Consider the following 20,404-nt stretch of genomic DNA (forward strand, 5'->3'; position numbering starts at 1 on the left):
TCGTCGAGGAGAGCGGGATCCTCCTCGCCGAGGCGGACCAGCGCGGCCAGCGCCAGGTCGGGATCGTCTGCAGCCATCACCTGGTCCATCACGCGGATCACGGCGTCCTCCTCGTGGTGCTCCAGCCAGGTCTCCACGACGGCGGCGGCTCGGCGGGGGTCTCCGAAGCCGCGGCCTGCCAGGCGGCCCGCGAGCGTTGATGTCCGGTCCAGGGCCATGGGTGGATGCTACCCAAGACCTCTCCCTGTGGGCGGCTACATTGGTAGGCGCACTCCACGACAGGAAGTAGGGCCCCATGCCGCCGCGCAGCCCCCGCACCCCCTGGTCCCGTCGCCGTTGGGTGACGGTCATCGGCGTCGTACTGCTGGTGATCGCCCTGGTGGCGGGCTGGTTTGCGCTCGTATCGCCGCGCTCCCCCGGCGCTGCGGCCACCGAGGTGGTCCGGGTCACCCGGAGCAACGAGTCCACCAGCGTGTCGGTGTCCGGGGTGATCTCCCCCCAGCAGCAGGCTAACGTGTCCTTCGCAGTTGCCGGCACGGTGAATGCGGTCTCGGTCAAGGTCGGGGAGTCCGTCACCGCAGGCCAGACGCTCGCGGTGATCGACGACCGCGACCTGCGCAATGCCGTCACACTCGCTCAGGCCCAACTCGACGCCGCCCGCGCTCAACTGCGGACCGTCAAGGACGCCTCGTCCTCCACCTCGGCGCAGGTCACTGCCGTCCAGGCTCAGGTGACGTCCGCGCAGGCCTCGCTCGACCAGGCTCGTTCCCGGCTCGGGGACGCCACCTTGACCGCCCCCCTCGCGGGCGTCGTCGCCACCGTGGACGTCGAGGTGGGCGATCAGGTCGGCGGCGGTGGCGTCTCCACCTCCTCGCTGGCCGGGTCCGCGTCCAGCAGCGGCCTCAGCGGGCTGTCCGGCCTCAGCGGCGCGAGCGGCGTGTCCGGGCTGGCCTCCGGAAGCTCCGGTGCGTCCAGCGGGGCCCAGTTCGTGATCCTGGTGCCGGACGCCTGGCAGCTCGACGCAACTGTCGGGACCGTCGACGTGGCCTCCTTGAAGGCGGGGCAGTCCGCCGTCGTCACCCCCAAGGGAACCGAGACCCACGTGTCGGGCACCGTGGACAGCGTCGGCATCGTGGCCTCCGGGGCGGCCGGTCAGGCGGCCACCTTCCCGGTGACCATCAAGGTCAACGACACCACCTCCCGGCTGTTCGCCGGCTCCAGCGCGGACGCCGTCGTGACCACCGAGACCGTCGAGAACGTCCTCACCCTGCCCGGCAACGCACTGAGCTATGACGGCAGCACCGCCCAGGTGCGCGTCCCGGACGGCAGCACCGAGGGTCGACTGGTCACCGTGACGACCGGGCGTCAGTTCGGGGACCGGACCGAGATCGTATCCGGGCTGGCCGTCGGCGACGAGGTGCTGTCCCCCGTCGGCACCGCGGTGAGCGCACCGCCGACGAACCCGTTCGCCCCCAGCACACCCAGCCCCAGCCCGAGCGCGAGCCGATGACGGCGCTGCTGCGGATGGAGGACGTCCGCAAGGTGTACGACACGGGCGTCGTCCAGGTCGAGGCGTTGCGGGGCGTCAGCCTGGCCGTCGAGGAGGGCGACTTCGTGGCGATCACCGGCCCCTCGGGGTCGGGAAAGTCCACCCTGATGCACATCCTCGGCTGCCTCGACGTCCCGACGCACGGCACCTACGAGCTGGGGGGCACCGACGTCAGTCGGATGAGCGAGGCCCAGCTGGCGCAGGTGCGCAACCGTCAGATCGGATTCGTGTTCCAGCAGTTCAACCTGCTGCCGTCGATGACGGCCCTGCGCAACGTCGAACTGCCCTTGGTGTACGCGGGGGTTCCCGCCACCGAGCGCCACGACCGGGCGCGTGAGGCCCTGACCCGTGTCGGGCTGGGCGATCGGACCGACCACCGCCCCGGCGAGTTGTCCGGGGGCCAGCAGCAGCGCGTCTCCGTCGCGCGCGCCCTGGTCACCGACCCGACGCTCATCCTGGCCGACGAGCCGACCGGCAACCTCGACTCGGTGTCCACCCGGGACGTCTTGGCCCTGTTCCACGAGTTGCACGACGCGGGACGCACCATCGTCTTGATCACCCACGAACCCGATGTCGCCGCCGAGGCGCGGCGGGTGCTGCGGATCACCGACGGCCTCATCAGCGAGGACGAGGTGGTGGCGCGATGACGTGGACCGAGACCTTGCGCACCGCCTGGGAGGCCCTCAACGGACGCCGCATGCGCTCGCTGCTGACCATGCTCGGCATCCTCATCGGCATTGCTGCCGTCATGCTGACGGTCGGCCTCGGCGAGGGTGCCCGGCTGCAGATCGGCAAGGAGATCAACAAGCTCGGCTCCAACCTCCTGATCGTGATGCCCGGCGGCAGCGGCGGGCTGTCCAGCGGGCTGTCCGGCTCTGGCTCCGGCGGGTTCACCCTCTCTGACGCCGAGGTGATCGCCGATCCGGCGATCGCCCCGGACGTGGCCGGCGTGGCGCCGATCATGACCTCCGCGGCGACCGTCCAGTACGGCACCGCAGACACCTCCACCCAGGTGAACGGGACCCTGCCCGCCTGGGTGGACGTGCGCGCCCGGACCCTGGCGGAGGGCCGGTTCTTCACCGACGCCGAACAATCGTCGGCGGCCCAGGTCGCCGTGCTCGGCCCGGAGACGGCGCGGACACTGTTCGGCCAGGAGGCTCCCGTCGGGAAGGAGATCGTGGTCAGCGGCCAGTCCTTCGTGGTGATCGGGGTGCTGGAGTCGGCGGGCTCCGCCTCACTGTCGAACGACGACGATGTCCTGGTGGTCCCGATGTCCACGATGGCGCAGCGACTCTCCACCCCGGCCAGCGCCCTCACCATCGGCACCATCTACGTGGCGGCGCGCGACGACGCCTCGATCACGGCCGCCCACCAGGAGATCACCAACGCGCTGACGGTGAACCGGCAGACGACCACAGCCGATCAGGACTTCTCGATCTTCACGTTCCAGGCACTCTTGTCGGCCGCGAACACCATGACCGGCGTGCTGACCACCCTGCTCGGTGGCCTGGCGGCGATCTCGCTCATCGTCGGCGGCATCGGGGTCATGAACATCATGCTCGTCTCGGTCAGCGAGCGGGTCCGCGAGATCGGCCTGCGCAAGGCGCTCGGCGCCACGCCCAAGCTGATCCGGCGCCAGTTCATGGTGGAGGCCGGGATCCTCGGGCTGCTCGGCGGCGCCCTCGGCGTCCTGGTGGGATTGCTGGGCGCCGCGATCCTGACGCCGCTGCTGAACCTGGAGGTCACGTTGTCCCTGCCCGCGACCCTGCTCGCGCTGGCCGTCTCGCTTGGCATCGGGATCGTGGCGGGCGTGTACCCGGCCGCACGGGCAGCCAACCTTCCCCCCATCGACGCCCTGAGGAGTGAGTGATGCGTCGCCGAAACCTGATCGTCGGGGCCAGCGTGGCGCTGGTGCTGGTCATCCTGGTGGTGGCCCTGTGGCCCCGCCCGCAGCGCGAGTTGTCGTACGTGACCAGTCCCGCCTCCCGCGGTGACATCCACCAGCAACTCACCCTGGTGGGACCGGTGGAACGCGCCGGCGCCGCAACCGTGGAGTTCAGCGCGACGGGCATGGTCACCGCCGTGAACGTGCACCTGGGGGACACGGTGACCGCGGGGCAGTCCCTCGCCGCCATCGACCCCGCCGACCTGCGTCTCTCTCTACTGCAGGCCCAGGCCCAGCTCACGCAGGCGCAGGCCCAACTGGACGCCGACCTCGCGGCACAGAAAGCGGGCTCGGCCCGCACCCAGGCCAGCACCTCCGGGGCGGCAGGCGCGTCCGGATCCGGCGGCGCAGCAGCCTCGTCGGGTTCGGCGGGTCAGGGCGCCGCGTCGGGCGCCCAGCCCACCGGGACGCCCACCTACCTGGCGTCGATGAACGACGCGCTGGCCACGCTCCAGGTCGCGGTGGCAGACCAGCAGAAGAAGTGCACCCCCGTGTTCGCGGCGCTGCAACGGCTCAAGGACGTCCAGCTTCCCACCGCCCTGCCGACCCTCTCCCCGCAGCCCACTGCGTCGGCGTCCGCCACGGCCACCCCGACGGTCAGCCCGTCCTCCACGCCGAGCGGCAGCGCCACGGCAACCCCGACGGGGCCCGCCTCCCCGTCGCCGACGTCCGCGTCGCCGACGGCGACGCCCACCCTCCCCACGATCACGCAGGACGACCTCGACAAGCTCATCGGCATGGCCGACCAGGTCGCTGCCTGCTCCGATGCGCTCGGCGCCCTGGCGACGGCCGAGGGCCAGGCGGGGGCGGCGATCGCCACCGCCGCCCAGGGCCTGGCCCAGCAGACCCAGCAGGCCACCACCGCCCTCGCCGCAGCCCAGGCCAACCTGGAAGCGGCCGCAAAGCAGGCCTCCGAACAGGCCATCAAGGCCGCTCAGGAAGAGATGGCCAAGCAGATGGCCGCCAACTTCGGCCAGACGGTGACCGACGCGACCATCGCGAGCGACCGGGCCTCGGTGCTGCAGGCGCAGCAGGGGGTGGACCGGGCGCAGACGGACCTGTCCCAGGCCACGATCACCAGCCCGGTCTCCGGTGTCGTCGGCGCCCTCGATCTGGTGGTCGGCGAGTCGTCCTCGGGTAAGTCAGCCACGGTGGTCGGCCCCGGCGCCGTATCCATCACCGTGGACGTGCCGCTCGCTGACCGCCCCCTGGTCGCCTCCGGCGTCACCGGTCAGGTCGGGCAGCTCGCCAGCCGTCCCACCCTGCAGGGGACGGTGGCCACGATTGGCGTCCTGCCGTCGTCCTCAGGGGACAACCCCACCTATCCGGCTCGGCTCAACGCCGACGACCCGGGGCAGTCGCTTCCCCAAGGCAGCTACGCCCAGGTCTCGCTCGACCTGGCGCGGGCCACCGACGTGCTCACTGTGCCGATGTCAGCGGTGACGAAGACCTCCGAGAACGCCGGCACCGTCCAGGTGGCCGCCGACGCCTACGCGACCGCCGCCGAGACGGTGACCGTCGCGACGGGGCGCCAGGGAGACGGCAGGATCGAGATCACGTCCGGGCTGAGCGAGGGTCAACTCGTCGTGCTCGCCGACCGGCGGCTGCCGGTTCCGGGCGGTCTGGGCGTAGGGATGGGCGGCGACTCACAAGCTTCCGCCAGCCCGACGCCGAGCAGGTGAAACGCCCCGAGTCGGGTGCCCCTGCCCGGCTGATGGGTCTGCGGGAGGCCGCCCAGGCCGCCCTCGCCGGAACCACCGACCCCGACCCGATCCTGCAGCGTCGCCTGCACGCCCCCGTTCCCACCGAGTCGGCCGCCGCCACCGACGCCGAGGAACGACTGGTGGTCGCCTGCCTGGCGGCGTCGGTTCCGGTGCCGCGCCCCAACCTTGCCGCTGCGGTGCGCACGAGCCTGGCCCGGTGGGAGGCCGAGCATCCCGGAAAGCTGGTGGAGGTGCGGGTGCCTCCCTTCGGGGCGATCCAGATCGGCATCGTCGGCGTCGCATCGGCGCACACCCGGGGGACGCCGCCCAACGTCGTCGAGACCGACGCCGCGACCTGGCTGGCGCTGACGTCGGGCCAGCTCACGTGGCAGCAGGCCCTCGCCGGGCATCGGGTTCGGGCCAGCGGTGCACACGCCGATCTGGCCGACCTGCTGCCCGCCTGAGCTCAGCGGCGAGAAGCCAGGTCGACGACCTCGGCATCCTGCCGGGAGACGAGCCGGCACAGCAGGCCGTCGTCGCGGCTGAACACGACGCCGGGCATACGGAAGTCGTCGGTGAGTTCCTCGAACCCCAGCTCGGCGTGCAGCGCGCGGCTGGCCCGGTTGGAGGCAGACACCACGTAGTACACGGCGGAGCCGCGGGCCAAGGCCCAGTCGACGCGCTTCTGGGTCAGGCGGCGACCCAGGCCCCGGCGCCGGGATCCGGGCGCGATCACGACTCCGCTGAGGTACCAGCCGTCGGGGGCGTTGCGTCCGCCGTGATCCACCGGGGTCAGGAAAGACACCCAGCCGTAGCCGATGACCTGGTGCCCCAGCTCCACGACGAACAACTGATTGCCGTCGGTGTCGAAGCGTCGCTCGTGCTGGGCCACCCAGTCGGCGGGCAGACCACCCTCACGCTGAGCGGCCAGCGCCCCGGTGCGCAGCAGGTCGTCGCGCACTCCGACGCGCACGTCCGCCTCCGGCAGCGGGCTGCCGGAGGAGTCGGGTTCGAAAGGAGCGAAGAGCGTGTTCACGGTTCAACCACGATGACACACCGCGATGGCGCCGGTTCGGGCTCCTCCACCCCTCGGACGGACCGGCCAGCGGCGTCGGGGTGTGCCCGACCCGATGGCCTCTCGGACGCGCTGGCGCGCCGACCTCGCTCAGAGGGAGGGCAGCAGCTTGCTGAGTTCCAGGGGCGTGACCTGGCGCATGTATTCGGCGTACTCGGCGCGCTTGTTGCGCAGGACGAAGTCGAACACATGCTCGCCCAGGGTGTCGGCGACCAGTTGGCTGGTCTCCATGGCCCGCACCGCGGCGTCCAGGCTGTTGGGCAGCGGCTTGATGCCCAACGCCTCGCGTTGGCGATCGGTGAGGGACCAGACGTCATCCTCGGCCGGGTCGGGCAGGATCATCTCGTTCTCGATGCCGGACAGGCCCGCATTGAGGATCAGCGCGTAGGCCAGGTACGGGTTGACCGCGCTGTCGACGGTGCGCAACTCGATGCGGGCCGAGGAGGACTTGTTGGGCTTGAACATGGGCACCCGAACCATCGCGGAGCGGTTGTTCTGGCCCCAGCAGATGTAGTTGGGGGCCTCGCCGCCGCCGGCCAGCCGCTTGTAGGAGTTCACCCACGGGTTGAGCACCGCGCTGATCTCGGAGGCGTGGTGCAGCAGGCCTGCGACGAACTGCCGGCCGATCTTGCTGAGGTTGTACTCCCCCGAGGCGTCGTAGAAGGCGTTGGTGTCGCCTTCGAACAGGCTGACGTGGCTGTGCATGCCGGAGCCGGGCTGGTCGGCCAGCGGCTTGGGCATGAAAGACGCGAACAGGTTCTGCATGACCGCGACCTCCTTCACCACCACGCGGAAGGTCATGATGTTGTCGGCCATGGAGAGAGCGTCGGCGTAGCGCAGGTCGATCTCCTGCTGGCCGGGGCCGCCCTCGTGGTGGCTGAACTCCACCGAGATGCCCATCTGCTCCAGCATCGTGATCGCGGAGCGTCGGAAGTCGGTCCCCGCGGTCGCGGTGGTGTGGTCGAAGTAGCCGCTGTGGTCGACCGGGATCGGGACCTCACCCGGGACGATCGGCTGCTTGAACAGGTAGAACTCGATCTCGGGATGCACGTAGTAGGTGAACCCCATGTCGGCGGCCTTGCGCATCGCCCGCTTGAGGACGTGGCGCGGGTCGGCGAAGGACGGCGACCCGTCGGGCAGGCCGATGTCGCAGAACATCCGGGCCGTGCCGCCGGGATTGCCCCGCCAGGGAAGCAACTGGAAGGTGGACGGGTCCGGGTGCGCGACCATGTCGGACTCGTAGACCCGGGCGAAGCCCTGGATCGCCGATCCGTCGAACCCGATGCCTTCGCTGAGCGCGCCTTCCAGTTCGGCGGGCGCGATGGCCACGGACTTCAGGAACCCCAGCACATCGGTGAACCAGAGCCGGACGAAGCGCACGTCCCGCTCCTCCAGGGTGCGCAGGACGAAATCGGTCTGCTTGTCCATGGGCCTAGTCTGCCCGGGCGCTGTTACACCTCGGTTACGAAATCGAGGCGCGATCATTCAGCTATGCTCTTCAGGTGGAAAGAATGAAGCCCCAGCCTTATGCTGCGCTGCTCGGCGACCTGGTCGGGTCCCGCACCAGCGCCGACCGAGGCGCCCTCCATCGGCGTCTACTCCTGGCCCTGGACGCAGCCAACGCAGGCGCGGACGTCCTCGACCCGGTGCGGGTCACGGCCGGGGACGAGTTCCAGGGCGTCTTCGCCACCGTCGGCGGCGCCCTCGCCGCCACCTTCACCCTTCGCGCCCGGCTGCGTCCCGCGCAGGCGCGTTTCGGCCTGGGCGTGGGTTCCGTGGAGGTGGTGGACGCCACCGACAACATCCAGGACGGTTCCGCCTGGTGGGCGGCCCGCGCCGCCATCGAGGCGACCGAGCGCGCGGCTCGCGGAGCGCGGCGGGCGCTTCGAACGGGCGTCGCCGCGGCAGCAGACCAGCCCGCGCCCGATCCCGCCCTGCTCGCCGCGCTGGCACTGGTCGACGCGGCGCTGTTCGACCTGGACGACCACAACGCGGCGATCCTGGCTGGGCTGCGCGAGGGCACCCCCCAGGCGCGGATCGCCCGCCGCCTGGACATCAGCCCCTCCGCCGTCAGCCAGCGCGTCGCCCGCTCGGGGCTCGCTATCCTCGCCGAAGCGATGACCCGCCTCGAGGAGGTCCCATGAGTTGGCTGGCCCTGCTGTTGTTCAGCGTCGGCCTCGGTGACCTCCTTGCCTCCACGCGGCCCCGGCTGCGACTGCTGGGCACCGCGGCCGCGGTCATCGCGACCACGGCCGCGTGGGGACTGGCCGGGCTGGACACCCTCCCCGACGCGGTGGCGCTGGGGGTCATTGCCGTGGCCACCTGCCTGTGGACCCTCAGCACGCCCACGGCGGAACGCAGTCCCCTGCGAGCGCGCCGCACCCTCGCCGCCCTGGCGATCCCCGCCGGGCTGGCGGTGGCCTTCTCGGGCTTCGCCTCACCGGTGGGCGGGCCGATGGCTTCGTGGATCGCCTGGTTGGCCGTGCCTGCGCTCGGTGACCGCCCCGCCGGGCAGGTGCTCATGCTGGCCGCCGTCGTGCTGGCCAACCTCGCCACCGGCAACCGGATCGTTCGGCTCGCGCTGGTGGCCGTGGGCGCCCGCCCGCCGCGGCTGACGGCCGAGCCCGGCCAGGGACCGGCTTCGGAAGCACTGCGCGGAGGGCGTCTCCTCGGCCCGATGGAACGCCTGCTCGTGATCGGCTTCGGGGCGACCGGGCACGTGGAGGCGGCCGCCGTCGTCGTCGCGGCCAAGGGCCTGCTGCGGTTCCCGGAACTCCAGGCGGCGGCCCGCCAGGAGCCCCGCGCGGTCGACGAGGTCACCGAGTACTTCCTGGTCGGTACCTTCTCCAGCCTGCTGCTAGCCCTCGGGTCGGTCGTCCTGCTCGCCTGAGGCCACGAGGCCGTCAGGGCTTGAGCGCGTCGAACGCGGAGCCGCCCTCGTCGTCGTCCGGGTCGTCCCCGTCGTTGAACCGGGGATCGTTGTCCCATTCTTCGTTGCGCTCCTGCGCCAGACGTAGCGCCTGGGCGGCCTCCTCGCGCGTCGGATAGGGCCCCAGCCGCTCGATGGCCTTGCAGCCCTCGGCGGGCTCGACGTCGTGGTGGACGAGGCAGTAGTACCACTGTTCGGTTGGCATCGTGACCTCCTGAGGGGCTCCATCACCGGGCACTATGATCGGCAGGTGACACCCATGATGCCCTACCCGCAATCCCCCCGGCGTGCCGTTCCCGCATCGATCCCGCGCCCCCATTACGTGGATCGTCCCGCCCCGGATCGCTACACCGGATCGCACGTGCAAACCCCCGAGACGATCGAGTTGATGCGCGAGTCGAGCCGGATCGCCTCGGACGCGCTGTACGAGGCGGCCAAGGCCATCGCGCCGGGCGTCACCACCGATCGTCTCGATGCCATCGCCCACGAGTACATGCTCGACCACGGCGCCTACCCCAGCACGCTCGGCTACCGGAACTTCCCCAAGGCGATCTGCACCTCGATCAACGAGGTCATCTGTCACGGCATCCCCGACACCCGGCCTCTCGAGGACGGCGACCTGGTCAAGATCGACGTGACCGCGTTCAAGAACGGCGTCCACGGCGACAACTGCGCAACCTTCGGCTGTGGCGAACTCGATGAGGATTCCCGGCTCCTGATGGAGCGGACCAAGGAAGCGATGCTGCGTGGGATCCGCGCGGTCAGGCCGGGCCGCCAGACCAACGTCATCGGACGCGTCATCGAGTCCTACGCCAAGCGCTTCGGCTACGGCGTGGTGCGCGAGTACACCGGCCACGGGGTGCACAGTTCCTTCCACTCTGGTCTGGTGATCCTTCACTACGACAGCGACGTGTACCGCGACGTGATGGAGCCCGGCATGACGTTCACGATCGAGCCGATGCTCGCGCTGGGAAACCCGAGCAGCCACCAATGGGACGACGACTGGACCGTCTCCACCAACGACGGTTCACGCGTGGCCCAGTGGGAGCACACGATCGTGGTGACGGAGACGGGGGCCGAGATCCTCACGTCGCCTCCGGCCGAGTTCGCCTGATCCGACCGACGGGAGCCGGCAGCGAGCAACACCGCGCAACCATTTACTTAGGCTAACTAACGTTCTAGCCTGGGGTGACATGGACGCGCATCAAGTGGACGCCGTGCGCGCCGCGGTCTCTCGACTGGCCCGGCGGCTGCGCAACGAAGGTTCCAGCACGCGTCCGCTCTCCGCCACCGGCATCGCCGTGCTGGGCAGGCTCGGGCGCGAAGGCCCCACCACGCTCCAGTCGCTGGCCGCAGCCGAGCACGTCCGCCCCCCGACCATGACGCGGATCATCGAACGGCTCGCCGAGCTGGGCATGGTCACCAAACAGCCCAACCCGGACGACCGCCGCTCCACCATCGTCCATCTTCACCCCAACGGCGACGAGTACCTCGCCGCCACCGTGAGGCAGCGCTTGCAGTGGCTGACGGGGAGGATCGAGACGCTCACCGACGAGGAACGCGAGGCCCTGAGCCGCGCGATTCCCGCGCTGCAGAAGCTAGGAAACACATGAAGTCCACCACCCACGAATCCGCCGAGGGCCGGCTGCCCGTCTTCGCGTCGCTGGGCGTGCGCAACTACCGCCACTACTTCTTCGGCGCTCTGGTCTCCAACAACGGCACCTGGATGCAACGCATCGCCCAGGACTGGCTGGTGTTCGAACTGACCGGTTCCGGGCTGGCCGTCGGCATCACGATGGCGCTGCAGTTCGGCCCCATGCTGGTCCTGGGGCTGTACGGCGGCGTCCTGGCCGATCGCTACCCCCAGCGCCGCATCCTGCTGCTCACGCAGATGGCCATGATGGCGCTGTCGGGACTCCTGGCGGCGGTCACCTTCCTCGGCCTCGTGAACGTCACCTGGGTCTACGTCATCGCCTTCCTGTTCGGCATCGTGACGACGCTGGACAACCCGGCGCGGCAGAGCTTCGTCGGCGTCATGGTTCCCCCGCGCCTCCTCCCCAACGCGGTCGCGCTGAACTCCGGCAACTTCAACCTCGCACGGCTCTCGGGCCCCGCGGTGGCCGGGTTGCTGATCGCCGCCGCGGGCGTCGCGTGGGCGTTCCTGCTCAACGCCCTCAGCTACCTCCCCATGATCTACGCGCTGGCCACCCTCGACGCGACCGACTTCGAGGAAGCGCCCCGCACGGGTCGCGGCGTCGGCGCATTCAAGGAGGGCCTGGCCTACGTCGCAGGACACCCGAGGATCATCATCACCATCGTGCTGGTGTTCTTCATCGGGACCTTCGGCTTCAATTTCCCGATCATCCTCACCGCCTACGCGGGGAATGTGTTCGGCGGGGACTCGGCCCTGTACGGCGCCCTGAACTCCATGATGGCGATCGGCTCGGTTCTGGGGGCCGTGCTGGCGGCCCGCCGCGAGACGGTGACACCGACCCGGCTCTCCGCCATGTCGGCTGGTTTCGCCGCCGGCTTGATCGTGCTGAGCCTGATCGGCTGGCTGCCTGCCTTCATGGTGGTGCTGGTGCTGGCGGGCCTGGCGGGCGTCTCGTTCAACACCATGGCGAACGCCTCGGTGCAGATGGAGGCCGATCCGGCAGTGCGCGGGCGCGTGATGAGCCTGTACTTCGTCGTCATGATGGGGACCACTCCCCTCGGCTCGGTCATCACCGGGTGGGTCACCGACAGCTACGGAGCGCCCGCCGCCCTCGGCCTCTCAGGTGGCATCTGCCTGGCTGCGGCCGCGGGGTGCTACACCGCCTTCCATCGGCTCGGCCTGCGCCCCACCGCGGCGGTCTGAGCAGGAGCGTCAGCGACCGAACAGCTTGCCCAGCCAGCCCTTGGCTCGCTCGGGTGACGGCGCGGTCGGTGCCGGTGCGGCCGAGGGAACCGCGCCCGCGGTGGCCTGGACACGGACGATACGGCCCAACTCGTCGACCTCTACGACGACGTCCCCATCGGTCGTGCGCAGGAGGAGCCCCCCGGAGTTGGGGTCTGCGTGCAGCGTCACCCCGTCGCGTCGCGCCGCGTACGCTTCCAGGGCCCGGGCTCCGTTGCCGATCGCCCCCATGCCGAGGGCCTCCGTGATCGCCGAGATGGTCGGCAGCACGGTGGCGGGCGGCAGGCTGAACTCCGCGGGGTTGGCCAGCAGGAACCAGGCATAAGAGCCGGGACCGGTGTCGCCGCGATACCAGACGGGGGCGGCGATCCCGGACAACGCCGCCGCGGCCCACACCAACACCTGCTGAAGGTCCAGATCGGACGGGGGCTGTGGCAGTCCCTGCTCGGCGCGCGCGGCGGGGCTCAACGGTAACTGCGCCACGGTCAGGAGCGGTTCCTGGACGTGCTCACCGAACGCAAGGACGTCCTGGGCGATCGCCACGACGGGCTGGGGAAACTCGTTGATGTTGTTCCATCCCCACATCCAGCTGTCCGACCCCCCGGCGGTGCTCCCCACGAAGAAGGGGACGAACTCCGCCCGAACGCCACCCCCCTCCATCCAGAACCGCTGCTCGCTGAGGTCGGCACCCCACTCACCGAGTGACAGGTAGCGGTCAGCGAAGGCCTTCTGCGCCTCGCACGCCGCCAAGACGACCGAGTCGAGAAGCTGGGGCAGCACGGGGGCGTTCGGGTTGAGCGACAGCGATGGTTGCGGGTGGCGAACCGAACCTGGATCGGGGAGCGCTGCAGGCATGGGCTGACCTTTCGAGAGGGGTGACGTGGCCAAGTCGAGCCTAGCGAGGGACGGCGCTCGCGCGAACCGTCCCGACGCGGCGTCTGTGACGTGGCTGTAACCCCAGTTCACGTGCCCGTAAGAAGCCGGCGCGTAGCGTCGCCCCCATGACTGATGCCGCGCCGAACCCCGCAGGCAAGACTGGCGAGCCCCTGGTGGTTCTCTCCGGGGTGAACAAGCACTTCGGGTCGCTCCACGTCCTCCAGGACATCGACTTGACGATCCACAAGGGCGAGGTCGTCGTCGTGCTCGGGCCCTCAGGTTCTGGCAAGTCCACCCTGTGCCGCGCCATCAACCGCCTGGAGCCCATCGGCTCGGGCACCATCACGATCGACGGCGTCCCCTTGCCGGACGAAGGCCGAGCCCTGGCGAACCTGCGCGCCGACGTCGGCATGGTGTTCCAGTCCTTCAACCTGTTCGCGCACAAGACCGTGCTGGACAACATCACCCTGGGCCCGACCAAGGTGCGCAAGGTGTCCAGCGCGCAGGCCCGCACCAAGGCGATGGAACTGCTGGAGCGCGTCGGCGTGGCGAACCAGGCCGACAAGTATCCGGCCCAGTTGTCCGGTGGCCAGCAGCAACGCGTCGCCATCGCCCGGGCACTCGCCATGGAACCCAAGGTGATCCTGTTCGACGAACCCACCTCTGCGCTCGATCCGGAAATGGTCAACGAGGTCCTCGACGTCATGGTCACCCTGGCCCGCGGCGGCATGACGATGGTCGTGGTCACCCACGAGATGGGCTTCGCCCGCAAGGCGGCCGACCGCGTCGTGTTCATGGCGGACGGCCAGATCGTCGAGGAGAACACGCCCACGGAGTTCTTCACCAACCCCGCCACGCCTCGCGCTCAGGACTTCCTGAGCAAGATCCTCACCCACTGATTTCACCGTCCTCTCGGAAGGAAGACAGATGAAGAACGTCAAGGTGTGGGCGGCGGCCTCTGCGGCCGTTGTCCTGCTCGCCGGCCTGACCGCGTGTAGCCCCTCGAACTCTGGTTCGGGCGACTCCTCGAAGGTCACCATCGGCATCAAGTTCGACCAGCCCGGCCTGGGCCTCAAGGTGGGCGAGGCCTACCAAGGCTTCGACGTCGAGGTCGCCAACTACGTCGCCAAGGAGCTTGGCTACACCGAAGTCGAGTTCAAGGAGGCACCCTCGGCCCAGCGCGAGACGCTGATCGAGTCCGAGCAGGTCAAGATGGTGGTGGCGACCTACTCGATCACCGACGCCCGCAAGCAGCGCATCTCGTTCGCGGGCCCGTACTTCATCGCCGGCCAGGACCTCCTCGTCCGGGCCGACAACACCGACATCACCGGCCCTGCCTCCCTGAACGGGAAGAAGCTGTGTTCGGTGACCGGCTCCACCTCCGCGCAGAAGGTCAAGGATCAGTTCGCCGGGCAGGTGCAACTCCAGGAGCTCGACACCTACTCCAAGTGCGTGGAGGCCCTGTCGACCGGATCCATCGACGCCGTGACCACCGACAACGTGATCCTGGCCGGGTTCGCCTCGCAGAGCCAGTACGTCGGCAAGCTCAAGGTCGTCGGCGACTCCTTCTCCGAGGAGCGCTACGGGATCGGCATCAAGAAGGGCGACACCGAACTCTGCACCAAGATCAACACCGCCCTCACGAAGATGGTCGAGGACGGCTCCTGGGAGAAGGCTTTGGCCTCCACCGTCGGCGCCTCCGGCTTCACCGCCGACGCCACGGTGAACCCGCCCAAGCCCGACGCCTGCTCCTGATCACTGCGGTGGTCGGCGTCCACGGGCGCCGACCACCTCCCACCCGCTCCTGGAAGGAGGTGAGCCCATGACAGGGTTCGTCGAACTCTTCACCCGCTACGACGTCCTCGGTGCGTTCTGGCTCACCATTCAGCTCTCACTGCTCGGCACCCTGGGGGCGCTGGTGATCGGCCTCGTCATCGCCATCTGCCGCGTCTCCCCCGTCGGCGTGCTGCAGAAGTTCGGGTCCGCCTACGTCACCGTGTTCCGCAACACCCCGCTGACGCTGATCGTCGCCTTCTGTCTGCTGGGGCTGTCCTTCACCCTGGGCATCACGCTGGCCGACCCGAACTCCCCGACGTCGATTACCGATAACGGGGTCCGGTGGGCCATCGTCGCGCTCGCCTTCTACCACGCGTCGTTCGTGGCCGAGGCGATCCGCAGCGGCATCAACACCGTCCCTCAAGGTCAGGCCGAAGCGGCCCGGTCGATCGGTCTCGGATTCACCTCGACGCTGCGCTACGTCGTCCTGCCTCAGGCGATGCGAGGCGCCGTCGCGCCCTTGGGCAACACCGTCATCGCATTGACGAAGAACACCACGGTGGCCGCGACCATCGGCGTCGCCGAGTTGGCCTTCCAGATGAAGAACATGATCGAGTTCTCCCCGCAATACCTGTACCTGATCTTCTTCGTGATGGCGTCGGCCTTCGTGATCCTCACCCTTCCCGTCGGCCTGTTGTTCACCTGGCTGTCCAACCGATTGGCGGTGCAACGATGAGCGCAGAGGCGTCGGTGCTGTTCGATGCACCCGGACCCAAGGCACGAGCCCGGTACCGTCTGATCGCGGTCGCGGGTAGCGTCCTCCTGGTCGCTTTGCTGGGGTGGCTGGTCCTGCGTCTGGCTGACTGGCCCGCACCCATCGGTCGCACCGCGAACAACCAGTGGGCCCCGGAGAAGTGGCTGCCCTTCCTGCAACCGCAGGCGTGGACGTCCTACCTCCTCCCCGGCTTGTGGGGCACCGTGCTCGCCGCCGTGACCGCGGTGGTGGCGTCGCTGTTCTTCGGCCTCCTCCTGGGCATCGGACGCCTCGTGCAGGTGCGCTGGGTGCGCTGGCTGTGCGGAGCGTTCGTCGAGTTCTTCCGTGCCGTCCCGGTGCTGATGATGATGCTGTTCGCCTACTACACCGGCCTGTACCTGCTCCGCATCACCGGCTCGGCGCTGCCGTTCTTCGGCGTGGTCGTCGGCCTGACGCTGTACAACTCCTGCGTGATCGCGGAACTGGTCCGCTCGGGGGTCAACAACCTGCCGAAGGGGCAGCGAGAGGCCGGTCTGGCCATCGGGCTGACGCCGCTGCGGACGCTCGTCACCATCTTGCTGCCGCAAGCCATCACGGCCATGCTGCCGTCGATGGTGAGCCAGCTCGTGGTGATCTTGAAGGACTCGGCGCTGGGCTCGATGATCTCCTACCTGGACCTCATGCGCTCCGGCACGTATCTGTCGACGGCGTACGCCAACCTGATCCCGACGATGATCGTCCTCGCGGCCATGTACATCGTGCTCAACTCCGCCCTCACCCGGCTGGCCGGATGGATCCAGCACCGGCTCCAGCGCGGGCCACGCAACGTCTCGGCGCCGATCACCGGGGGCATGGTTCCCCAGGTGGCGTCCGAGCCGGTCGTCCCGGCGACGATCATGCCGCCGCCCGACCAACACCGGCACTGACGGACCGGGCCGCGGCCGGTCACTGGCACTCAGTCGGAGGCGGGGGTCCGCACGCCGAGCACGCACAGGGCCGTGTGCACCGTGTCCCGCTGGACCTGTTCGTCGGCGGCTCCCAGATCGGGCATCAGCGACCGCATCAGCAGCGGGCCGACGAGGATGTCCATCACCTGCGCCGCGGGCACCGTCCCGAGGCTCTCGCCGCGATCCCGGGAGCGGTCCAGCATCCCCTGGAGCAGGACGAGTCGGTTACCGAGGAACCCCTCCACGAAGCCGCGTGCCTGCTCGGGCCGCGTGGCGAGGTGGGAGAGCCAGCCCGCCATGCTGCGGCGCACGAAGACATCGTTGAAGATGTCTGCCTGGAACCGTTGGAAGGCGAGCAGATCGCCCTCCAGGGATCCGCTGTCGATCGGCGGCACGTCCCCGTGCCTGCGCTGGATGATCCCCGGGACCATGTCGGCGACCTGGGAGAACCGGCGATAGAAGGCGGGCTTGGTCGTTCCCGCGCGGCGGGCGACCTCGTCGACGGTCACCGCACCGAACCCCTTCTCGGAAATGAGCTGGGTGGCGGCGTCGATCAAGGCGGTGTCGATGGCGGCGTCGCGGGGACGCCCCCCGCTTGAACCCGGTTTCATGATCTCTTCAAGCCCGTCCTCGCGGTCATCACACCCTCGGTCCGCGCCCGGTGAGGACGCACCTCGTCCGGCGGATCACCCGATTTTACCGGAGTGACTAGGGGGCCCGCGCCTTCTTGGACGCACCGCCGCCCAGTCGGCGCGGGCCCGGTTGCCAAACGGCGTTTCATCGCATAACGCTCCCCCGCCAGGTCATGACGCTGCGCTGGGGAAAGGTCGTCTCCGTCGAGACGCTGGAGGACCTGCAGGTACTCGATCGGGCGCTGGCGACCGTCGCTGCAGCCGGGGTTACCGAAACCAGTGACGCCCCGATCAGCGATATGAGCGAAGGTGATTCCCGGTGACTCCCTCACCTGGAACGCAGGTCGCTGTCGCGCCCACGTCCCCCCTCGCCCTCGGCCCCAACCCTGGACGCCCCACCGGACGCACGGCAGCCATGTTCCCCATCCCCGGGAGCCGCCGAGTCCGGATCCGCCGATGCAGCGGGCCGGTTCCGGGGTGACCTGTGCCCGCCGCGGCGGGCACGGTGACCTATCCTGCGGGCATGTCTCGGCCCGCGCGCGTCACGATCCTCCAACTCGATCCCGGATGCCCGCCCGGCCGCGTGGCCGGCTGGCTGGCCGACGCGGGCGTCGCTCAGGACCAGGTGAATCTGTGGAAGCAGGAGGTCCCAGCAGTCTCCGCGCTCGGGGACGGCGTGCTCGTCCTGGGCGGGCGGATGTCCGCGCATGATCGTGTTGAGCACCCCTGGCTCACGAGGCTGCGCACCCTGCTGGCGGACGCCCATGCCGTCGGGGTCCCGACGCTGGGCATCTGCCTGGGCCACCAGATCCTCGCCGAGTCGCTCGGCGGGTGTGTCGTCGTCGGACACCCCGGACGGCCCCGAAGAAGGACCCGTGGTCCTGCGATGGCACCCTGAGGCTGCTGCGGACCCCCTGCTCGGCGGCCTCGCCGCGGCGTCGACCCCGCCCACCGTGCTGGAGGCGCATCACGACGTCGTCGTCACGCTGCCACCGGGGGCGGTGCTGCTGGCCGGGTCCGAGGCGTTCCCGCATCAGGCGTTCCGGGCCGGCCGCAGCTGGGGCGTCCAATTCCACCCCGAGGCCTCCCCCGACCTGCTGGGCACCTGGCTCACTCATCCGGATGCCGACGCCGTGGTCGCAGCGGCCCGGGATGCCGACGCGGAGATCATCGCCTCGGGCCGTGCTCTGGCCGAGTCGTTCGCCGCCCTGGCCACGGCAGCGTCCCTCTCACGGTCGGCGACAACACCGGTGACGAGGTGAGCAGGGGGCTCCATCCGTGACGCCTCCCGCGCCGAGACACCGGTGACCGGCGCGGAGCGACGACTCATCCCCCCGACGCTTCTCCAGCACGACGTGCCCGATGCGCTCCGTTAACGAGTGGGTGGGTGATCGGGCGCCTGAGTGCCGCCGTGGTGGCGATCGTCAACGTGGCCAGTGACGCGGCCACGCACGCCCCCATCCGCGCCGACCGCTAGGAGCCCGCCACAGGCGGAGATGGGGGACGAGTCGGCCTGTAAGCCGGATATACAATGAGTGGTGTTTGACTAGGGAAAATACCCCTTGCCCTACCGGCCGATTCCGTCGGAGCCGCCCGAGCGTAGGTTCGACAGGGCGGCATCGACGGCCGCGACAGCCCGCTCATCGTCGGTCGGCCACAGGTGAGCATAGGTCCGAAGCGTCTCTGCGGGGTCGGCATGCCCGAGCCGGTCGGCGACCGCCCGCACCGAGAGCCCCGAGCCGATCAGCATGCTGGCGTGGAAGTGGCGTAGCTCATGCCACCCCGATCGGTCGCGCAACCCCATCCCGGCCACCGCGTCGCGCCACACACCCGATGCCGCGGTACGGGTCAGCGGCGTGCCGAGGCGCGTCCGCCAGACCAGGTCCTCGCCCACGCTGTCACCACGAACCTTCTCTAGTTCGTCCGAGGCGATTGCGCCCAGGGCGAGACGCCGTCGCGACGAGGCTGTCTTGGGTGGCCCCCACACGGGTGCGCCGCGGTCCACGCCAACAAGTTGCCGATCCACCACGACAACGCCACCTACGACCCGATCCCAGGTCAACCCGCGCAGTTCACCGGAGCGAAGCCCCGTCGCCGCCCCGACCACCACCATGGATCGCCACCAGGCAGGCACGGCGTCGGCGATGGCCTGGACCTGCTCAGCGGTCAGGGGCACCACCTGTGCGGTCTCGACGCGTGGCAGCCGCACCCCGGTCGGGCGACGCTCGATCAGGCCGTCTTGCTCGGCGAGGGTGAGGATTGACGTCACATAGGACCACGCCACCCTGACGCGCGAGGCAGACCACGTCGCCGCCCACTCCCCCACGGCCTCCTGCAGCGTCGCGCGGTCGAGCTCTGCCAAGGTGAAGTCGCCCAGCGTTGGCAGGATCAGCGTGTTCAGCGCGGAAGCCGCCGTCCTTGCCGTCGAAGCCCGGTGATGCACCTGCGCGGCCTGCCACGTCTGCGCCATCACGGCGAAAGTAGTCGCGCTGGCCGTGCGAACCGGAGTCCCGACCATGCGCTGCGCCACGAAAGTGGTCGCCTCATCCTTGGTGACAAAGGCCCTGGAACGCTCCACCCCGCGCTCCTCCCACCTCGCCTGCCACCGCTTCCCTCGCCCCCACCGGGCATTGCGTGGCCGGCGCCCCACGCCCCCTGGTGCGGCGTCGGTCCACAGGTCGCGGACGTGGCCCACGATCAGACCTCCGAACGCGCGGTCAGGCGGAAGCGGCTCCGTAGTGCACGCCCAGCTTCCCGTCGCTCCCGCAGGATGCGGCACGGTCGAGGATTCGCGACGATGACCGACGGCTCATCGATGAGACGCAGCACTTCTTGGATGAGCGCTGGGCCACTCACGCCTAGGCGAAAGGCGAGCGTGTCGACGTCATGGTCGACTACCGCCGCCAGCGCCTCGGGGATGAGTTCAGCGGGGATCACGGGCGTGCTGGGCTTGGTGTGCATACGTGACCTCCGGGCCATCGAAAGCGGCAAGGCGTCGCCGCAGGTAGTGGACTTCGGACGGGTGCAGGTGTCGCAGCCGAGCCTCCAAGGTCGGAACGTCGACCCAAAGCTCGTCGGCAACTTCGTGCGGGTCAAGGGACCACGCGAGCGCTTCCCCGAGCTCGCGAATCTCGATCAGCTTGCGCGCTGCTAGCGCATTGACGGCTTCCTCCTCACGCGACCGAGCCCACCCGGGCATGGGCCCCCGGTCGACGTGCTCCAGTTCGTGCGCGAGGACGCTTCGCCTCTCAGCTTGGAGAAGCCGAGGATCGAGGGTGATCGTCTTGGTGGCCCAGTGACATTCGCCGCGGGATCCCGAGAG

At 69.7% G+C, this 20,404-nt stretch carries 25 protein-coding genes; 17 read left to right on the top strand and 8 right to left on the bottom strand.

Annotated elements, in window-relative coordinates:
• The coding region (locus V7E09_RS08130) for a hypothetical protein (protein ID WP_324523239.1) at positions 1-218 on the bottom strand (218 nt) is incomplete at its 3' end.
• A 77-nt stretch (positions 219-295) separates the two neighbouring features.
• On the opposite strand from V7E09_RS08130, the gene V7E09_RS08135 reads away from it, so the two are divergent.
• The 5 genes from V7E09_RS08135 to V7E09_RS08155 are packed head-to-tail and all read left to right on the top strand — an operon-like array spanning position 296 to position 5,661.
• Positions 296-1,510, top strand: a complete 1,215-nt coding sequence (locus V7E09_RS08135) for an efflux RND transporter periplasmic adaptor subunit (protein WP_324523240.1) — start codon at positions 296-298, stop codon at positions 1,508-1,510.
• Positions 1,507-2,196 carry an ABC transporter ATP-binding protein gene (locus V7E09_RS08140; RefSeq protein WP_324511999.1) on the top strand — a complete coding sequence of 230 codons (690 nt, stop codon included), beginning with the start codon at positions 1,507-1,509 and terminating at the stop codon, positions 2,194-2,196. The genes V7E09_RS08135 and V7E09_RS08140 overlap by 4 nt, the downstream gene beginning before the upstream one ends.
• A complete protein-coding gene (locus V7E09_RS08145) occupies positions 2,193-3,419 on the top strand; it encodes an ABC transporter permease (protein ID WP_324511998.1) in 1,227 nt (408 codons plus the stop codon). The genes V7E09_RS08140 and V7E09_RS08145 overlap by 4 nt, the downstream gene beginning before the upstream one ends.
• Positions 3,419-5,176, top strand: coding sequence for an HlyD family efflux transporter periplasmic adaptor subunit (locus V7E09_RS08150; protein WP_324511997.1), 1,758 nt, complete (start codon positions 3,419-3,421; stop codon positions 5,174-5,176). Before V7E09_RS08145 ends, V7E09_RS08150 begins: the two co-directional genes overlap by 1 nt.
• Positions 5,173-5,661 carry a sterol carrier family protein gene (locus V7E09_RS08155; protein ID WP_324511996.1) on the top strand — a complete coding sequence of 163 codons (489 nt, stop codon included), beginning with the start codon at positions 5,173-5,175 and terminating at the stop codon, positions 5,659-5,661. The genes V7E09_RS08150 and V7E09_RS08155 overlap by 4 nt, the downstream gene beginning before the upstream one ends.
• Positions 5,662-5,663: 2 nt before the next feature.
• On the opposite strand, the gene V7E09_RS08160 is transcribed toward V7E09_RS08155, so the two are convergent.
• Together V7E09_RS08160 and V7E09_RS08165 are read right to left on the bottom strand one after the other, a co-directional pair.
• The gene (locus V7E09_RS08160; protein ID WP_324511995.1) at positions 5,664-6,233 is read right to left on the bottom strand and encodes a GNAT family N-acetyltransferase; all 570 of its coding nucleotides are present in this window, start codon (positions 6,231-6,233) and stop codon (positions 5,664-5,666) included.
• Positions 6,234-6,362: 129 nt separating this feature from the next.
• The gene (locus V7E09_RS08165; RefSeq protein WP_324512002.1) at positions 6,363-7,667 is read right to left on the bottom strand and encodes a glutamine synthetase family protein; all 1,305 of its coding nucleotides are present in this window, start codon (positions 7,665-7,667) and stop codon (positions 6,363-6,365) included.
• Positions 7,668-7,783: 116 nt separating this feature from the next.
• Between V7E09_RS08165 and V7E09_RS08170 the strand changes: the two genes are divergently transcribed.
• Both V7E09_RS08170 and V7E09_RS08175 read left to right on the top strand, forming a co-directional pair.
• Complete coding sequence (locus V7E09_RS08170) at positions 7,784-8,416, top strand: SatD family protein (RefSeq protein ID WP_324512001.1); 633 nt, start codon at positions 7,784-7,786, stop codon at positions 8,414-8,416.
• Positions 8,413-9,162, top strand: a complete 750-nt coding sequence (locus V7E09_RS08175) for a hypothetical protein (protein WP_324511994.1) — start codon at positions 8,413-8,415, stop codon at positions 9,160-9,162. Before V7E09_RS08170 ends, V7E09_RS08175 begins: the two co-directional genes overlap by 4 nt.
• Positions 9,163-9,175: 13 nt before the next feature.
• Here the strand turns inward: V7E09_RS08175 and V7E09_RS08180 are convergent, their stop codons facing one another.
• Positions 9,176-9,406 (bottom strand): hypothetical protein, encoded by a 231-nt coding sequence (locus V7E09_RS08180; RefSeq protein ID WP_324511993.1) that lies wholly within the window; start codon positions 9,404-9,406, stop codon positions 9,176-9,178.
• A gap of 54 nt (positions 9,407-9,460) precedes the next feature.
• On the opposite strand from V7E09_RS08180, the gene map reads away from it, so the two are divergent.
• The 3 genes from map to V7E09_RS08195 all read left to right on the top strand — a co-directional run bounded on the left by map (position 9,461) and on the right by V7E09_RS08195 (position 12,058).
• Positions 9,461-10,315 carry a type I methionyl aminopeptidase gene (gene map, locus V7E09_RS08185; RefSeq protein ID WP_442956855.1) on the top strand — a complete coding sequence of 285 codons (855 nt, stop codon included), beginning with the start codon at positions 9,461-9,463 and terminating at the stop codon, positions 10,313-10,315.
• Positions 10,316-10,394: 79 nt separating this feature from the next.
• Positions 10,395-10,814, top strand: coding sequence for a MarR family winged helix-turn-helix transcriptional regulator (locus tag V7E09_RS08190; protein WP_324511991.1), 420 nt, complete (start codon positions 10,395-10,397; stop codon positions 10,812-10,814).
• Positions 10,811-12,058, top strand: coding sequence for an MFS transporter (locus V7E09_RS08195; RefSeq protein ID WP_324511990.1), 1,248 nt, complete (start codon positions 10,811-10,813; stop codon positions 12,056-12,058). Before V7E09_RS08190 ends, V7E09_RS08195 begins: the two co-directional genes overlap by 4 nt.
• A 9-nt stretch (positions 12,059-12,067) precedes the next feature.
• On the opposite strand, the gene V7E09_RS08200 is transcribed toward V7E09_RS08195, so the two are convergent.
• The gene (locus tag V7E09_RS08200) at positions 12,068-12,952 is read right to left on the bottom strand and encodes a DUF6882 domain-containing protein (protein ID WP_324511989.1); all 885 of its coding nucleotides are present in this window, start codon (positions 12,950-12,952) and stop codon (positions 12,068-12,070) included.
• 146 nt (positions 12,953-13,098) lie between these two features.
• Between V7E09_RS08200 and V7E09_RS08205 the strand changes: the two genes are divergently transcribed.
• The 4 genes from V7E09_RS08205 (at position 13,099) to V7E09_RS08220 (ending at position 16,429) form a co-directional block, all read left to right on the top strand.
• Positions 13,099-13,872, top strand: a complete 774-nt coding sequence (locus V7E09_RS08205; protein WP_442956854.1) for an amino acid ABC transporter ATP-binding protein — start codon at positions 13,099-13,101, stop codon at positions 13,870-13,872.
• Positions 13,873-13,900: 28 nt separating this feature from the next.
• The gene (locus tag V7E09_RS08210; RefSeq protein ID WP_324511988.1) at positions 13,901-14,728 is read left to right on the top strand and encodes a glutamate ABC transporter substrate-binding protein; all 828 of its coding nucleotides are present in this window, start codon (positions 13,901-13,903) and stop codon (positions 14,726-14,728) included.
• 67 nt (positions 14,729-14,795) lie between these two features.
• Positions 14,796-15,485, top strand: a complete 690-nt coding sequence (locus V7E09_RS08215) for an amino acid ABC transporter permease (RefSeq protein WP_324511987.1) — start codon at positions 14,796-14,798, stop codon at positions 15,483-15,485.
• Positions 15,482-16,429: an amino acid ABC transporter permease gene (locus tag V7E09_RS08220; protein WP_324511986.1), complete on the top strand. Its 948-nt coding sequence runs from the start codon at positions 15,482-15,484 to the stop codon at positions 16,427-16,429. The genes V7E09_RS08215 and V7E09_RS08220 overlap by 4 nt, the downstream gene beginning before the upstream one ends.
• 29 nt (positions 16,430-16,458) lie before the next feature.
• On the opposite strand, the gene V7E09_RS08225 is transcribed toward V7E09_RS08220, so the two are convergent.
• Complete coding sequence (locus V7E09_RS08225) at positions 16,459-17,061, bottom strand: TetR/AcrR family transcriptional regulator (RefSeq protein ID WP_324511985.1); 603 nt, start codon at positions 17,059-17,061, stop codon at positions 16,459-16,461.
• 194 nt (positions 17,062-17,255) lie between these two features.
• Here V7E09_RS08225 and V7E09_RS08230 point away from each other — a divergent pair, with 194 nt between their 5' ends.
• From V7E09_RS08230 to V7E09_RS08240, 3 genes are all read left to right on the top strand, one after another.
• Positions 17,256-17,405 carry a hypothetical protein gene (locus V7E09_RS08230; RefSeq protein ID WP_324511984.1) on the top strand — a complete coding sequence of 50 codons (150 nt, stop codon included), beginning with the start codon at positions 17,256-17,258 and terminating at the stop codon, positions 17,403-17,405.
• Positions 17,406-17,605: 200 nt separating this feature from the next.
• Positions 17,606-17,980, top strand: a complete 375-nt coding sequence (locus tag V7E09_RS08235; protein ID WP_324511983.1) for a glutamine amidotransferase-related protein — start codon at positions 17,606-17,608, stop codon at positions 17,978-17,980.
• Positions 17,958-18,344: a hypothetical protein gene (locus tag V7E09_RS08240; RefSeq protein WP_324511982.1), complete on the top strand. Its 387-nt coding sequence runs from the start codon at positions 17,958-17,960 to the stop codon at positions 18,342-18,344. The genes V7E09_RS08235 and V7E09_RS08240 overlap by 23 nt, the downstream gene beginning before the upstream one ends.
• 305 nt (positions 18,345-18,649) lie before the next feature.
• Here V7E09_RS08240 and V7E09_RS08245 read toward each other — a convergent pair whose 3' ends face one another.
• A complete protein-coding gene (locus V7E09_RS08245) occupies positions 18,650-19,660 on the bottom strand; it encodes a tyrosine-type recombinase/integrase (protein ID WP_324523241.1) in 1,011 nt (336 codons plus the stop codon).
• A 345-nt stretch (positions 19,661-20,005) separates the two neighbouring features.
• A partial coding sequence (locus V7E09_RS08250; RefSeq protein WP_324523242.1) for a hypothetical protein occupies positions 20,006-20,404 on the bottom strand: 399 nt, incomplete at its 5' end.

The sequence above is a fragment of the Propioniciclava sp. genome, from assembly GCF_036744435.1.
GTDB lineage: Bacteria > Actinomycetota > Actinomycetes > Propionibacteriales > Propionibacteriaceae > Propioniciclava.